Source organism: Roseibium sp. MMSF_3247, from assembly GCF_030733765.1.
Taxonomy (GTDB): domain Bacteria; phylum Pseudomonadota; class Alphaproteobacteria; order Rhizobiales; family Stappiaceae; genus Roseibium.
This window is the reverse complement of record NZ_JASHII010000011.1, coordinates 37,157-52,860: the sequence shown is the minus strand read 5'-3', so window position 1 is coordinate 52,860 and position 15,704 is coordinate 37,157. Positions and strand designations below refer to the sequence as shown.

The window sequence follows — 15,704 nt, the reverse complement described above, 5'->3', positions numbered from 1 at the left end:
ACACCTTTTGTAGGCCTCAAGAAAGCGGTGTCACCAAGTCCCCATACCCGCGAAAATGCGGTGAATCTGATACGAAAAGAAGGAACGCCCAGATTTGAGCCAGCCTTCGAAACGCGCGGCGAGCCGCAAAAAAACCCCTCGCTGCAATTCGCAGGGAGGGGTCTCCAAGACTGACTGTGTGCCCTATCAGGCGATATCAGCAAGTTAGTCTTTCGGCAGGGCCGCGGCGAGGGCCTGGGCGTAGGCGTTGCGCGCGGTCTGGAGAATCGCGATTTCTTGCTGCATCTCGGCAATCTTTCGATCTACAACCGTCATAGAGGACAATTGATTCAAGGCATCTTGGGATAGATCTGATACGGCGTATTCGCGGCCATCTATAGTTACTTTACCTGCTGGTTGTTGTGACATTTTATAGCCTCTTGATGTTTTCAAACTTCGCTTTTGATTCATAGATGATCGGTACGCACTCGTTACCCTTCAAGGCGCCTTTTATCAACGTGTAAAAGAGAATTTAATGAATCCCAAGATCAAGTGCTCGAATTTATCACCTATCCTAGAATAGGAATTTCAGCAATCGGGATAGTCGAAACAAGTAGGTTGATTACTGAACAAATAAATTTACTTATCCCTACCATGCAAAAGGGGTGGCCTTGAGGCCACCCCAATCGTTTTCACTTCTAGGAAGTGATCTTATACGAGGAACTGGCTCGCATCGAAATCAGACAGTTGACCGACTGTCGTGATGTTTTCGAAGGTCGCAACCTGAACTGCACCGGCAGAGAAGTCGCCGTTAGCATCGGCCCACAGCTCAGCAAAACCAGTTGCATTGTTGTAAACCATAACAACAGTTGCGCCGTCGACACCAGCTGCTGCACCTGCAACGTTGCCGAGATCGGTGATCGCGTCAACGGCTGTAGTGTAGATGTTGAGCGTTGTGTCAACCATGTTCGCCACAGCCGCGGTCGTGGTGATGGTGTTCGTGACCAGGGTATCACCGAGGCCCGCATCGAGACGCAGTTGGTCGCCACTTGTGCCAAGGGCGAAGTCAGTGATGACCTGAGCGTTTGTGATGTTTGCAGCATCACCGATCACAGCTGTTACGTCGAAGATGTCAACGCCATCGCCACCTGTCAAACGACCAGCACCGATTGCCGCTGTACCGAAGCTCACGTTGATGGTGTCGTTGCCTTCACCGCCAGAAATCGTGTTTGCAACGCCAGCTTGAGCTGAACCAGTGAGAACGTCGTTCGCAGTACCACCGTTGATGGTGATGCCCGGGCTTGTCGCTGCACCAGTTTCAGCAGACGCATCGATAGTCAAGATGCCAGTAGCATCAGTGCCATCGATTGTGTAGTTCAAGCTGTTGTCAGCCATCGTAACCTGCAAGCGAGAATCGCCGCCGATGTCGATGGTTTCAAACGCGCTACCGGTCAGACCAGCAATTGAGTTGGTGTTTGTACCAGCGCCTGATGATGTGATGTTGAAGGTTTCGACACCATTTACAGTCAGGCTGGTTGCAACTGCAACAGCGGTGTTGTCGGTTGCATGGTCGAGGATCAAGCTTGCGCTGTCACCACTACCCGCAGCTTCCTTCACAGAAATGCTGGATGCACCAGTGGTGCCGTAGGTGAGAGTTACGGCTGCGGCTTGCTCAATGTTACCAAGGACAAGAGCGTCACCTGTACCAGGGGTGGAATCGCGCGCTACGATCGCTGCCAGACCGCTGACGTTGATCAGGTTGGTAGTGGCAGTGGTTGCACCGTCACGATCAAGGCTGAGCGTCGTAGTACCAGTATTTGTGCCAGCAACAATAGTCTTGCCGCTCACATCGCCATGCTCAACGCGCAGAGTGGTGTCGGCTGTACCGGTCAGGTTCAAGGTGGTGAAATCATCACCTGCAGCAAACGCCAGACCGAATACGTTCGCAGCGTTCCCGGTTGACTCAATGTTGAGTGTTTCCAGAGTGCCCGCAGCGATTGCGTCAATATTGATTACAGACTGCGTTGTCGCAGTCGTTCCGAACGTTGCACCAGAAACAGAGAAGTTCATTGTTTCTGCTGTAGCACCGGTGCCAGTAAGGGTCGCTGGTGATACGGTCAGCGTACCAGTCAAGGCGTTCAGATTGAACGTTGGGTTGGTCGTTGCGATCGCAAAGCCGTCAATCAGAAGGTTGTTCGCGCCGGTAGCCGTGACAGAGGTCATGCCAAGAACGTTGTCAAGCTCGAGGTTTGCACCTGCAGCAAGCGTTGTTACGTTTGCGCTTTCGATGTTCTGAGCGGTAAACGTACCAGTTGCAGCCGTCAGCGACACTGTCAGCACATCGGTGTCGGTGGTTGACGGATCGATGAACGTGTCGCCAGCGTTGATGGTACCCGGACCACCTTCGATGGTTTCGCTGTTGGAGCTGAAGCGGAAGTCCGACGGCAGATTGCCGTTGAATGCAGAGTTGGAGCTCGCGATGTCAGCGTTCGGTGTCAGGGTGAATGTTGATCCACCAGATGCCGGAGGTGTGACAGTCGGGGTGTCAGGACGGCTTTCGAACTGACCAAACAGCATGAAGTGCTGCTGAAGCTGAGCTTCAGTGGTGATGCCAGCGGCTGCAAGATCAGGGTTCCCAGCAGCATATGCGGCAGTATCCAAGCTAGCCAGCGGGAAGCCGGTGTACGGCAAGCGACCTTCGAGTGAACCGAACTGCAGGAAGTGTGTGAACGGGTTCACGCCAGCAGCAGCAACGTCAACGTTAGTGTTGAGGTAGTCGGTGGTGACGAAGTTTGCGTTCGGGTTAGAACCTTCCAACCAACCGAACGTGTTGAAGTGCTGCTCAGCAAACTGTGCCCATGTCAGGCCAGTGGAGCCTTGGGTCGCAACGAACGCGTTGAACACGTCCGGGCGAATACCCTGATAATATGTTGCGTCAAATGCGAGAGACATGTGTCTTTCTCCTATGATCTTAACGTTGTGACGTCACGTCTTGGTCCGTCGGGTGATCAATCCCGACCACCGTGTATCACTGCGCAGCCAAATCGAACTGTTCAGCGATTGCTGTACAGCTATCACTGTACCGGATGTGTGACAAGCATTTTTTTTGGGAAAAGTCAATTTTTTGGGAGGAAATCGGCAGTAATTCAAAGCACTTACCGATTTCAAAATGCCTGTTGCAGAATCACCGCAAAGGCATATTGGACCGGACCTGAGAGAGGTCCAATTCACACTCAAAGCATGTTAAAATTTCCAGCCACGCTCAAGAAAACCTGATGTTCGGAATTCATGAGCGGATTGCTTAAGAAATTAACATTTTTCTTTGTAAGGTGAAAGTTTTTTAATCATTTTGGTTGGCAGAGTGATGTCAGGTCCAAATTCCAGTCCTGGATTCGACGGTCGGCAGAAAATTACCGTCGTTATTTTTGCCATGTGCAGCTGTATCGTCTTCGATTCGCAACCCACCAAAGCGGATTTTTGATCCGAATCGCTTACAGCCCTTAGATGGCAGACTTTTGGTTAAAAATGAGTTGATGCGTCGTCGGCTCGTAAAACTCGAGCATTTTGATCGCGAACTCGCGGCTGTCGATCCCAAGCGCCTCTGCGTAGACAGCATAGCGATCTGCCGGCAAGCGGCCCTTGCCACTCTCAATTTGCGAAATGAATGTGTAATAAAGAGCGCCCATCTTCGAGGCGAGCTCGCGCTGGGACAGACCGGCTTCTTCCCGGGCCGCCTTGAGCCATGTACCCGCCAGCAGCCGGAGTTCTTGACGTTTGTCGTCCGTTGTTTTTGCGTTTGTCTGGAACTGCATGATGGACCGCCCTGCCCGAGGGTTTTGTTACTCTATGCATCCACGTGTACAGGAAAAGGTGTACAAAATCCAGCGCAATTGTGATATTTATGTCGACATTGTTCGGTCACAGTCCCGTGAGAGGTGATTTCCTCTGGACGAAAAAGGCCCTGAAACGGTAGGGTGCGGCCGAAATTACGGATAGAGACAACCATATGGTCGAAATCATTGCCTTCCCGGGCAAAATCCAGTCAACAACCGTCGACACGTCCCGCCTAAATCTCGAGGGCGCAGCATCCTGTCAGGACCTACAAGTCATGCCAGTGCCGCAGATCAGCAGCACCTTGGACGGGACGGTTGTGGTCAGCCCTTCGGAAACGGCAGACAATTTCCCGGAAGGTGACTGGACCAACCAGGAACTGGCAGATCTCTATCGTGTCGAATCGCTGCTGGTTCAGGCGGGCATTAAGATGTCCACCGGACGGGGCGTGACCGACGAGAATGATCCCTGGTTCGTGTTTTGCCGGGAAGACGGCGACGTCTTTGTTCATCTGGCGCGCGCCGATGGGCGCTATCTTCTCGACAGCCCGGGCTTGTCCGGGCTTCTGGAAGGTCCGGATTTCGCGACCCTCATCGACACATTCGTTAAGCAGCTCGCCGCCCTGCGTGCGCCCGACGACGACAGCAACGTTGTCAGCTTCCGTCCGAAGATGCTGCGCGACAAAAGCGTTCATCTGCATCCGTCGATCCTGCTCGCAGCCCTGATCTGGACGCTCTATCTCGCCTCCGACGACATTGCCAGCGCGACAGAAGCGGCCAGCGATCTTGCTGAGGACATGATTCTCCCAGTCGATAAGCTTTTGATGATGGATCAGAGCGATACGGGCACAGGAGACATAGAAGCAACAGACATCGATGGCACCGCACCGGATCTTGCCAAGGTAAAGACTGCTGTTGCCAACCCAACCGCACAGACGGCAGTCAGTTTTGCGGATGCGGACCGATCAGGTTCCGACCGTCTGGTCTCAAGCTTCAGTGCAATGATCGCATCCGCGTCTCCGGCAGCACAGGCCGTTTCGGCGAGCCTTGCCATCATCGCCTTCAGCTTCGGGTTTTATGGCCAGAACAAATCCGAGATCGTTGAAACTGAGGGCGAAACCGGATTTTCAATTGCTGGCCTGCATTCAGCTTTGCGCCAACTCGCCGAGACCGGCATTGAGACCGTCCGCCTGAACGGTGACCAACATGCCGTTGAAATCAGCGCGTCAGCGGAAGCCGGGCCAGTGGTCCTCGCCGATCTCAACGGCGAGCTGGATCTGCAAACCGCCGAGATCGTCGACTACGAACTCCATCTTGCGGATCTGAATTCCGATTTGACTGTTGCGTTTGATGGCCAGGCTGAGGTTGCAGCGGAGGACGGTGCTACAGTCCAAGCAAACATGGGCGAGAAGCACCAGCCCGCAGGGCACGCGGCCGAAGTGCAATCCGAAACCAAGGAGAAGGCATCAGCACCAGCGAAAAAAGTGGCGGACGAAGCAACGACGCCAGCGGCCTCCAAGGAAGAGAGCAAGCAGCAGGCAAGCTCCGAACCGGCGAGCGAAGACAAATTTGTTGTCGCTGAAGTTCTGGACACGCTGAGCTCGGGCTCCGCGTTCGGCTCGGCAATGGTCTCCACCACACTCGACTGGGACGGTTTCGAACAAATCCTCGACCAGCTGGACGTTGCAACCAGTGTGGTTTCGGAAGGTCCAGATCTGGACACCGACCTGGCGGCTGTATCTGGAATAAATCTGGGCTCGAAGGAGCTTGGTTCAGGAGACGACGGTTCGGACACCATCGGCAGCACACCGTCTTCTGGCGTGGATATGCCCTCACTCCCCGAGGCTCCGTCAGTCTCTGTGGTCGGTGCCGAGATCCTGGACTACGACCAGCGTGTCACCAACTTCATCACCAGCTTCATTCACAACAACGATTCGATCGAGATCGTGCATTTCCAGACAGAGCTCGTGATCATTGACATGTCGGCGATTGGCAACTCTGCGAGCCACACCTATGCCCGCAGCTGGATCACGGACGAGGGCCACGTGATTTCCACGGTCGGCAGCTATCAAGACTTCCTTGATTACGGCATGGCCTGATTTCATGACTGAGACGTCTCCTGTGCCCGGGGCCCTGTCCCGGGTCTGCGGTGTTGTTGTCACATACCAGCCTGATCTTGGGCCCCTCACAGCCATGCTGGAGCGGATTGCCCCGCAGGTGGACGATCTGGTGATTGTCGACAACGGATCGGCCACCGACCTGAGCGCACTGGCAACCAACTTCAACGCAACACTCAAACTTCTCGGTGACAATTTCGGCATTGCCCATGCACAAAATGTCGGGATTGCCATGGCCCGCGAGCGCGATGCGGATTCTGTTCTGCTGCTCGATCAGGACAGCCTGCCGGCCCCGGACATGGTGGCCAAGCTGATCGCGGCGGAACTGAAGCTGCGCACGGACGGCAAGACCGTTGCGGCGGTCGGCGCGAACTACATCGACCCGCGCAAAGGCGATACCGGCTGCTTTCCCTACCGCAAGGGGCTGCGGCTGAAGCACCGCGTCAACACGGGCAAGGAAACGATCGTCGAGACGGACTACCTGATTGCCTCCGGTAGCCTGACGCCGATGACGGTGTTCGATCAGGTCGGCGATATGGTCGATGAACTTTTCATCGATTATGTCGACATCGAGTGGGGTTTGCGGGCCCGCGAGATGGGCTACATTAGTTACGGCGTATTCGACGCCCACATGGAACACGCGCTCGGCGACGATCATATCCAATTCCTGTGGCGGCGCGTTCCGGTGCACAGCGCGGTCCGGCATTACTACCAGCAGCGCAATGCGGTCTGGCTGATCCGCCAATCCTGGCTGCCGCATATCTGGACGCCGATCCTCTTATTCCGCATGGCCTACCGACTCGTGTTCTTCACGCTTGCCGCACCCAAACGCTGGACCCATTCGCGCATGATGCTGTCCGGCATTTGGGACGGTGTCCGCGGCCGGATGGGCCGGGTCTAAATGACAGGGGAGAGCGGAGCGCTGGATCCGGCGGGCGGGGAAAACCCGCTGCTGACGGTGTCCCTGGTTATTTACCGGCCAGATCTGAAGGTTCTTGCAGCAACGCTTCAAAGCCTTTCCAACGCAATGAGACGATTGGATGCCTCCCGCTGCAAGGTCTTCGTCATCCAGAACTGCGACACGGACGGGATCGCGCTGCTGCTGGCCGCACACCTCAACGGGTTCGCCTTTGATCTCCGGCAAGGACACGGCAATATCGGCTTCGGCCGCGCGCACAATCTGGCGCTCAGCGAGACCGGCACGTTTCATCTCGTGCTCAATCCGGACATCGAAATGGCCGAAGAGGCTTTGGTGAACGGATTGAAGTTCCTGGAAGAGCATACGGACTGCGGCCTGATCACACCGCACGCCTGCTGGCCGGACGGCACCCGACAGTATCTGTGCAAGCGGTACCCAGCGCTGTTCGACCTTCTCTTGCGCGGCTTTGCGCCGGCTTTCTTGAAAAACCTATTTTCAGACCGGCTCGCCCGCTATGAAATGAGCGAAGAAACAGGCGAAGACGTTTTCTGGGACCCGCCGATCGTCAGCGGATGTTTTATGCTGTTCCGGGGCGAGACTTACCGGCAGCTTGGCGGATTTGATCCGCGCTTCTTTCTCTATTTCGAAGATTTTGATCTCGCCCTGCGCGCCGGGAAAGTCACCCGGACCGCCTATGTGCCTGCAGTCCGGATCGTCCACGAAGGCGGCCACGCGGCGCGCAAAGGGCTGACGCACATCAAACTCTTTGCCAAATCCGCTCTTCTCTTCTACAGACTTAACGGTTTCAAGCTTTTCTGATAATCAGCGCCCCAAAGCGCTTACGTCACAGCCCCTTCGGAGACCACAATCAGTGGCCTCGCAGAGACCGAAAGGGCCATTTGTCGGAGAGCTGCAAATCCCGCGGCTCCCGATGGCGTTGTTTTCGGAACGTCTAGCTTTGCAAGAACATCGGCAGCCGTTTGCGCTTCTTCATCAGAGATCTGGATATAAGTGTCGGCTGTCTCTTGAAGGATCTCAAACGCCAGCATCGACGCGGTCTTGCAATCAAGACGCCCCATGTTTGAAACCGGCCCGATCACGTCAACCACCCGCCCGGCCTTCACCGCTTCATCCAAGCATGGCGCGGCCTCCGGTTCGACAACAATGATCTTAGGCTGCACGGCCCAGTTTTTTCGGATCATCTGGGCAACGGCCGCGGCCATGCCGCCAACTCCTGCTTGCAAAAAGACATGGGTCGGCCAGCCGCCAGTTTCCTCAAAGACGGCCCGCATTTCTTCCGCAAGAACCGTATAGCCTTCCATCACCAGCCGCGGCGGTTCTGTGTATCCTGGCCAGGACCCATCGGCGAGATGGATAAATCCATGCGAATCCGCGTCTTCGATCGCGGCTTCAATGTTCTCCTCATAGGTCGCACCTGAGCGGATGACCGTTGCGCCTTCCGCTTCCAGCCGAGCCACGAAACTGTCAGGCACCGTATCTGACAAATGGATGCGCGCGGCTGCACCAAATATCTTCGCGCCTCTGGCAACAGCCATGCCGTGATTGCCGGCACTTGCACAAACAAACATCTTTCCCTTCGCCGCGGCGCAGATGGTCTCAAGGGACACATCCCGTGGAGCATCAGACCCAAGGCACAGGTTGGCGACGGCGTAGATCCCGCCAAGCGCCTTGAACGCCCCGAGCCCCATGCGTGCGGTTTCGTCCTTGATAAGGACAGTCCACGGGGCATAGGTCCGCTCCAGAAGCGGGGTCGGAGCCGGATCGGCCCAAAGGGGCATCAGGCGGGCCGCGCGTTTATGGTCAAGTCGGGTCGATAAAGTCTGCATTTCACAAAGATAGCTGATCTGCTTGATAGAAACGCCTCGCAAGACTAGCGTTTCATGAGAAATATTCCCGCATCCAGACCAAAAGAGACGCCATGAAGCTCGATCAGGTAGACATTTCGATCCTCAGCGCTTTGCAGGACAACGCCCGTACCGGCCTCGAACAGCTGGCGCACGTGAGCGGCGTCTCGATTGCCTCGGTGCAGCGGCGGTTGAAAGCGCTGAGGGAAGGGGGATTTATTCTGCGGGAGGTGGCCCTTCTGGACGGGGCCAAACTCGGCCAGGCCATGACCTTCATCATCATGGTGGAATTGGAGCGCGAGCGGCTCGACCAGATCGATGATTTCGTCAAGCGGGCGCGGCAGGAGCCGCAAGTCCAGCAATGTTATTACGTCACCGGCGAAGCTGATTTCTGCCTGATCTGCATTGCCAAGGACATGGCCGAATTCGAAGCGCTGACCCACCGGCTGTTCTTCCAAAATGCCAATGTCCGCCGCTTCCGCACCTCCGTCGTCATGGGCCGCAAAAAGATCGGTCTGAACGTACCATTGGATATCAGCAGTCGAGAGTGATCACCGTCCGCAGACAAACACGAAAAAGCGCCGCTGATTGGAAAGCTACGCTACACTATCTATTTTCGGGAGACGGCGCGCCCATGACCTTTTCATAAAAAGCCAAAACGGGTTCATTTCCGGTGCGCACCAGGAGATTGATCTTCGGACAGCCAAGACCGAACAGAAACTGCTCGGAATGGTCCGTCATTAGCCGGCCTACCCCAGAGACTTGGCGATCCAGATCCACACCCAGATAAGAAATTGATCCGCGGTGGCCGTCATATCCCGTAATGACGCAGCCAACGACCGTGTCCCCGTTCAGGGCCAGAAAGAATCCGCCCATAGTGTCGGTCAGTTTTCAGTTGATGCCCGTGTCCGGGTTGTTCGACGGGCGGGTCAAACCGCACTTTTCCCAAAGCGCAATTACCTGCTGGCGGTACTTTCGTTCAAAAAATTTCAATTGTGAGGTTTGAAGTCGTGTGTTCCATCATTCAACCGTGACCGACTTGGCAAGGTTGCGCGGCTGATCGACATCAGTGCCCATGAAAACGGCCGTATGATACGCAATCATCTGAACCGGCAGGGCGTAGATGATCGGCGCAACGATATCCGACATTTCCGGTAGAATAACTGTGTCCTGCGCAGCGTTTCCGCTTTCTGCGGCGCCCTTTTCATCGGTAATGAGAATAATGCGGCCTCCACGGGCGGCCACTTCCTGCATATTCGAGACGGTCTTCTCAAAAATTCCATCATAGGGCGCGATAACGAAAACGGGAATGTTCTCGTCGATCAGCGCGATGGGACCGTGCTTCAGTTCACCAGCCGCATAACCCTCCGCGTGGATGTAGGAGAGTTCTTTTAGCTTCAGAGCGCCTTCGAGTGCGAGCGGGAAGCTGGTCGACCGGCCGAGATACAACGCGTTTGTTGCCTGGGACAGCGGTTGAGACAGTATTTCGATCGCCTGTTCGCTGGCAAGCGCCTTCAGCGCAAGGCTTGGAACTTCGGTGAGCTCCGCCACAAGTTTTTTCTCGTCTTCGACAGTCAACACCCCGCGTTCCCGGCCGGCCTGCAGGGCAAGTGCGGCCAGGACAGCCAGCTGGCAAGTGAACGCCTTCGTTGAGGCAACGCCAATTTCGGGACCCGCGATCGTCTGAAACACCACATCTGCTTCACGGGCAATCGTGCTTTCCGGCACATTGACGACAGCGCCGATGGCAGCCCCCTGCTCCTTGCAATACCGGAGCGAGGCGAGCGTATCGGCTGTCTCTCCGGATTGGGAAATGAACAGCGCACTGTCTTTGTCGCTCATTGGCGTTTCGCGGTAGCGGAATTCGCTCGCAATATCGATGTCGACCGGAAGCCTTGCGTATTTTTCAAACCAGTATTTGGAAACAAGACCGGCGAGATACGCCGTGCCGCAAGCGGAAATGACCAGACGGGACAGGTCCTTGAACTTCATCTTGTCAGCGCCCGCCACCTTGGCAGACTGCGCGCCATAATCCAGATACCGGGACAAGGTGTGACCGAGCACTTCCGGCTGCTCATGGATTTCCTTGGCCATGAAGTGCTTGTAGTTGCCCTTGTCCATCAGAGCAGCGGTGACAGATGAGCGCGCCTCCGGCCGTGACACGGGTTGATTGGCGGCATCAAAAATCTCGCAGGACGTCCGGGTCAGGACAGCCCAGTCGCCCTCATCCAGATATGTGATCCGGTCGGTAAACGGTGACAGGGCAATTGCGTCAGATCCGAGGAACATTTCACCGTCACCATGACCAACAGCCAGCGGTGATCCCTTGCGGGCACCAATCAGAAGATCGTCTTCACCAGCGAACAGAATGGCGAGTGCGAACGCTCCATTGAGACGGGGAAGGACTGCGGCAACCGCGTCCTTCGGCGAAAACCCCCTTGCGATCTCAAAATTCAAAAGATGCGCAACGACTTCCGTGTCGGTCTCCGTGTCGAGGACCGCACCGGCCGCGGTGATCTCATCGCGCAGGTCGAGATAATTTTCGATGATGCCGTTATGGACAACCGCAACGCTGCCTGCCTGATGCGGATGGGCGTTGCCAACCGTCGGTGCCCCATGCGTCGCCCAACGCGTATGACCAATGCCACTGGAGCCTTCCAGCGGTGTCTTTTCAAGTGCGGCTTCGAGGTTACGCAGCTTTCCTTCCGCACGGCGGCGCTGAAGTTCACCGCCGACGAGCGTTGCAACGCCCGCAGAATCATAACCGCGGTATTCCAGCCTCTTGAGCGAATCCACAAGCCTCGGCGCCGCTGCAACCCCGCCCAAAATGCCAACAATCCCGCACATGCAGTTATGTTCCTCACATTACCCAAACCAAATCGTCCGCCCCGGTTTAGACGAGGCGGCGTGGCAAATTGAAATCAAAGCTTATTTCAGAAAGTGACAAGCCGGGTCCGCTGGGCACCCTGTCAGGACTTCTGATCTTTCGCCTTTTTCAGTTTGTCCCTGAGAACCTTTGCCATCCCGTCCTTGGATTGCTGGCGGGTCCGTCCGAAGGCCATTGCGTCAGCGCCAACGTCTTTTGTAATGACGCTACCCGCCGCAACAAATGCGCCATCGCCAAGCGTGACTGGCGCAACAAGGGTAGAGTTCGAACCAACAAACGAGCCGGCCCCAATCTCGGTCCGGTGCTTCAAAAAGCCATCGTAGTTGCAGGTAATCGTCCCTGCCCCGATGTTGGTTGCCGCGCCTATGCTTGCATCACCGACATAGCTGAGATGATTGGCTTTGGCCCCGTCTCCAAATTTTGCGTTCTTGGCTTCAACGAAATTGCCCACCCGCACATCTTTTCCAAGCACCGTGCCGGGTCGCAAACGCGCGTAAGGTCCAACAACGGCACCGCTTCCGACCTCAGCGCCTTCCAAATGACTGAATGCCCGGATTTGTGCTCCGGATCGGACTGTCACACCGGGTCCGAAAACAACATTTTGTTCAACGATGACGTCTGGTTCAATAACCGTGTCGTGGGAAAAGAAGACTGTTTCGGGCGCAAGAAGCGTGGCACCGTTCTCCAGGACCTCCATGCGCTTTCGATCCTGAAAATCAGCCTCGCAAGCGGCAAGCTGGGACCGTGTATTGATGCCCTGGGTTTCCGCTTCCGTCCCTGCAACAGCGACGACCTTCAAACCTTTGGCATTGGCGACTTCAACCGCATCGGTCAGGTAGAATTCACCCTTGGCATTGTCATTGCCAATCGCGCGCATTAATTCGAGTGCATGTCGGCCAGCAAAGCCCATGATACCGGAGTTACAGAAGGTAATTTTCTGCTCTTCCTCGCTGGCTTCCTTTTCTTCCCGGATAGCCAAAAGCCGCCCATCTTTCATGAGCATCCGGCCGTACCCAAACGGATTCTCAGCCTCAAATCCGACTACAACCAGGTCTGCACCTTGAGATAACGATTGGCGAACGTTGCTAATTGTTTCCGACGTGACGAGCGGAGCATCTCCAAGAAGCACCAAAACATCGTCGGCGGCTTCCTCCAAGGCAGTGGAAGCGGCAAGTGCCGCATGGGCTGTGCCAAGGCGATCCGACTGCACAAAACACCGCGCTACGGGGGCCAGTTTGCCAACGAGTTTTTCAAGTTCCGGCATGTCTGGACCGGTCACAACAGACAGTCGGCTCGAGCCGGTTTGGCTGAGGACCTTCAGAACATGGCCGACAATCGGCAAGCCGCCAACTGGATGCATCACCTTTGGCAAGTCAGATTTCATGCGGGTCCCAAGCCCGGCAGCCAGCACCACGGAATGGCAGCTTCGCAATGTCATAAACGCCTCAATTCACTCAACTTGGGCGGCGCGCCCAGTCACTTTGGCCCCTATATGCCCCGATCCACAGAACATTGAAAGATCTGAACGGCCTACAGTGCATATTACCGTTTCATTAACCATATTCAGCGCCAAATGAACTACCTTTCGAAGGATTCGAAGCGAGAATCGGGGAACAGGACAGTTGCAGGCGGCCAGGGCCGAAAAACCGGTGCGGCACTGAACTTCACCGCCTTGTCGCCAATGACCTGCCAAATCAAAGGATCAGAACGAAGCTGGTCGGCGTTGTTCACATCCTCCCAGACCTTCAGTTGTTAAAAGACTGACTGCCGCTGGTAGCCGCCAATCTGGTGCTGAACATTCTTGCCGGAGCGCGGTTCAACCATCATCTAAGCCGCCATGTCGGGTAGACTAAGGGCATCAACCAGCTCTAAATGCAACAGCAATCCGCCATCGGGACTAACGGAACTTTCCTGAAACGCGAACTTGATCGTGTGGTCGAATTGAAACCTAAAAGACCTCGTTTCCGCTTCACCCGTCGCGTTCGCTCATAAAGCCAAACTCCATGCAGGCTAACCCATTGATGCTAAGAATTTTTCATGCGATAGGCTGACCGTAGAACGATTTCCATATGTGATTTTGGGGTGAAGAGTATTTTGAGGTGCGCCCGCGTTTCCCTTTTTGCAGTTTTTGATTTGGAGTTTCAGGCATGACCAAACCGATCCGCAAAGCCATCCTTCCCGTTGCCGGTCTCGGAACCCGCTTTTTGCCGGCAACAAAAGCTGTACCGAAGGAAATGCTGACGATCGTCGACAGGCCGATTATTCAGTATGTGGTGGACGAAGCACGGGCTGCTGGCATTGAGCACATCGTATTCGTCACCGGTCGCAACAAACAGGTGATCGAAGACCACTTCGACGTGGCCTATGAACTTGAAGACACCCTGAAAGCCCGGAACAAGACAGCGGCTTTGGACCTCCTTGAAAAACATCGCCCTATTCCTGGCTCAACCAGCTTCACCCGCCAACAAGCCCCGTTGGGTCTTGGTCATGCCATCTGGTGCGCACGCGACATCATCGGCGATGAACCATTCGCGATTCTTTTGCCGGACGTGATCATCAAGTCGAAAGTCAGCTGCTTGAAACAGATGGTCGACCTTTATAATGGAACCGGTGGCAACGTCCTTGCGGTCGAGGAAGTGCCGGACGATCAGACCCAGAACTACGGCATTGTGGAGCTCGCTGAAAAGATAAACGAAAACGCAGCGCACATTTCCAACATGGTTGAAAAGCCGGCCCCCGGAACTGCCCCGTCAAATTTGATGATCACGGGGCGTTATATTCTGCAGCCGCAAATCTTCGAGCTGTTGTCAAAACAAGATACCGGTGCGGGCGGCGAGATCCAGCTGACGGACAGCATGCTGAAGCTGATGGAGACGCAGCCGTTCTCGTCGATCAAGTTCGAAGGCCGGAGTTTCGACTGTGGCTCCAAGGCCGGGTTCTTGAGCGCAAACATTGTGTTTGGTCTTGACGATCCGAAACTCGCCAGTGAAATCCTGCCGTTCATGCGGGAGATGATCGACCAACCAGCTGCGGCAGAGTAGGCGCCCCAATCTGAAGACAGGCGCGCCTATGGTTCGATGGCGGTTTGGTAGATGCGATAGGAACTCGCACAGGCGCGTCCGAGTTCCTGACCACCGCACCGCCATTAACCACGATTCTACTTTGGTTAAGACTTTCTTAAAATAATTGCTATGGTTGTAGAGAAGCGCATCCGTGGGTCGAGGCCAAAGTCCTGCGGGCAGCGCAGTTTCCAACTTGGCGGAGTTTGGAATGGACACCTTAGAGCTTGTTCAGCGTCTCTTTGATGCCGATCACTATCTTCAAAATAATCCGGATGCCGTGCAGTCCGGCCTTGAAGCCTGGCAACACTTCGTTCTGATCGGACTGGGTGAGGGCAGGGACCCCGGACCGTTTTTCAATGCCAGCTACTACCTCGCCCAAAACCCGGATGTGGCTGCTGCGGGTGTCTCGGCTCTGACGCATTTCTTGGAACATGGGCTCTATGAAGGGCGGGTCCCGACAGACCTGTTCGATGCAGAGTATTATCTCGCCGAAAATCCGGATGTTGCAGCATCCAGCATGAAACCGTTTTTCCATTTTTTATGTCATGGCATGGGAGAAGGGCGCTCACCCTCGAGTGTTGGAGAAACCGCCTCAGACATCCCCATCGGTGAGACAGCCTCGGAACTCGATGCCGTTCTTCTGCTTCTTGGCACGGACGGGGCGGATCAATTGATCGGCGGCAACAACGACGATGTCTTGGTCGGTGGGGCGGGCAACGATACGTTGACTGGCGGAGACGGGCAGGACATCTTCGGCTTTGGTTCAGGCTTCGGCGAGGACATCATCCAGGATTTCAACGTCTCCGAAGATATCTTGCGCATGACGTCTCTTGGCATTGGAAGCTACGAAGATCTCATAAACCTTGCCGATGTTGCGGTGACCGGCAACGATACGTCCATCGCGTTTTCTGATGGCTCTTCCGTGACGCTCATCGGGGTTAGTGATCCGAGCGCCATCGAATTCATGCCCCTTCCGCTGGTCTAGAGACACCCTTGGTCGGGTTAAGGTGTTTCCGTTCACCCGACCAAGTTTTGGAAGCCTTTT

The 15,704-nt window shown here is 55.4% G+C and carries 13 protein-coding genes; 6 read left to right on the top strand and 7 right to left on the bottom strand.

Annotated features, from left to right (window positions below; translation table 11 throughout):
• Positions 1 to 204: 204 nt before the first annotated feature.
• From RBB44_RS23870 to RBB44_RS23860, 3 genes are all read right to left on the bottom strand, one after another.
• A complete protein-coding gene (locus RBB44_RS23870) occupies positions 205 to 408 on the bottom strand; it encodes a DUF6447 family protein (protein WP_306150191.1) in 204 nt (67 codons plus the stop codon).
• 282 nt (positions 409 to 690) lie between these two features.
• Positions 691 to 2,931, bottom strand: coding sequence for a hypothetical protein (locus tag RBB44_RS23865; protein ID WP_306150190.1), 2,241 nt, complete (start codon positions 2,929 to 2,931; stop codon positions 691 to 693).
• A gap of 548 nt (positions 2,932 to 3,479) precedes the next feature.
• The gene (locus RBB44_RS23860; protein ID WP_306150189.1) at positions 3,480 to 3,791 is read right to left on the bottom strand and encodes a helix-turn-helix domain-containing protein; all 312 of its coding nucleotides are present in this window, start codon (positions 3,789 to 3,791) and stop codon (positions 3,480 to 3,482) included.
• Positions 3,792 to 3,985: 194 nt separating this feature from the next.
• Between RBB44_RS23860 and RBB44_RS23855 the strand changes: the two genes are divergently transcribed.
• The 3 genes from RBB44_RS23855 to RBB44_RS23845 are packed head-to-tail and all read left to right on the top strand — an operon-like array spanning position 3,986 to position 7,664.
• Positions 3,986 to 5,908: a hypothetical protein gene (locus RBB44_RS23855; RefSeq protein ID WP_306150188.1), complete on the top strand. Its 1,923-nt coding sequence runs from the start codon at positions 3,986 to 3,988 to the stop codon at positions 5,906 to 5,908.
• Positions 5,909 to 5,912: 4 nt separating this feature from the next.
• Positions 5,913 to 6,827 carry a glycosyltransferase family 2 protein gene (locus tag RBB44_RS23850; RefSeq protein ID WP_306150187.1) on the top strand — a complete coding sequence of 305 codons (915 nt, stop codon included), beginning with the start codon at positions 5,913 to 5,915 and terminating at the stop codon, positions 6,825 to 6,827.
• Positions 6,828 to 7,664 carry a glycosyltransferase family 2 protein gene (locus tag RBB44_RS23845; protein ID WP_306150186.1) on the top strand — a complete coding sequence of 279 codons (837 nt, stop codon included), beginning with the start codon at positions 6,828 to 6,830 and terminating at the stop codon, positions 7,662 to 7,664.
• Between the two features lie 20 nt (positions 7,665 to 7,684).
• Here RBB44_RS23845 and RBB44_RS23840 read toward each other — a convergent pair whose 3' ends face one another.
• On the bottom strand, positions 7,685 to 8,644 hold the full coding sequence (locus tag RBB44_RS23840; RefSeq protein ID WP_306150185.1) for a pyridoxal-phosphate dependent enzyme: 960 nt from the start codon (positions 8,642 to 8,644) through the stop codon (positions 7,685 to 7,687).
• 140 nt (positions 8,645 to 8,784) lie between these two features.
• Between RBB44_RS23840 and RBB44_RS23835 the strand changes: the two genes are divergently transcribed.
• Positions 8,785 to 9,261, top strand: coding sequence for an Lrp/AsnC family transcriptional regulator (locus tag RBB44_RS23835; protein WP_306150184.1), 477 nt, complete (start codon positions 8,785 to 8,787; stop codon positions 9,259 to 9,261).
• Positions 9,262 to 9,316: 55 nt separating this feature from the next.
• Here the strand turns inward: RBB44_RS23835 and RBB44_RS23830 are convergent, their stop codons facing one another.
• The 3 genes from RBB44_RS23830 to glmU all read right to left on the bottom strand — a co-directional run bounded on the left by RBB44_RS23830 (position 9,317) and on the right by glmU (position 13,035).
• Complete coding sequence (locus RBB44_RS23830) at positions 9,317 to 9,586, bottom strand: GNAT family N-acetyltransferase (protein WP_306150183.1); 270 nt, start codon at positions 9,584 to 9,586, stop codon at positions 9,317 to 9,319.
• Positions 9,587 to 9,730: 144 nt separating this feature from the next.
• Positions 9,731 to 11,557 carry a glutamine--fructose-6-phosphate transaminase (isomerizing) gene (glmS, locus tag RBB44_RS23825; protein WP_306150182.1) on the bottom strand — a complete coding sequence of 609 codons (1,827 nt, stop codon included), beginning with the start codon at positions 11,555 to 11,557 and terminating at the stop codon, positions 9,731 to 9,733.
• A gap of 122 nt (positions 11,558 to 11,679) precedes the next feature.
• Entirely contained in the window at positions 11,680 to 13,035 is a 1,356-nt protein-coding gene (gene glmU / locus RBB44_RS23820) for a bifunctional UDP-N-acetylglucosamine diphosphorylase/glucosamine-1-phosphate N-acetyltransferase GlmU (RefSeq protein ID WP_306150181.1), read from the bottom strand.
• 709 nt (positions 13,036 to 13,744) lie between these two features.
• On the opposite strand from glmU, the gene galU reads away from it, so the two are divergent.
• Together galU and RBB44_RS23810 are read left to right on the top strand one after the other, a co-directional pair.
• Complete coding sequence (gene galU, locus RBB44_RS23815; RefSeq protein WP_306150180.1) at positions 13,745 to 14,638, top strand: UTP--glucose-1-phosphate uridylyltransferase GalU; 894 nt, start codon at positions 13,745 to 13,747, stop codon at positions 14,636 to 14,638.
• Positions 14,639 to 14,867: 229 nt separating this feature from the next.
• Complete coding sequence (locus RBB44_RS23810) at positions 14,868 to 15,644, top strand: hypothetical protein (protein ID WP_306150179.1); 777 nt, start codon at positions 14,868 to 14,870, stop codon at positions 15,642 to 15,644.
• Positions 15,645 to 15,704: the final 60 nt, after the last annotated feature.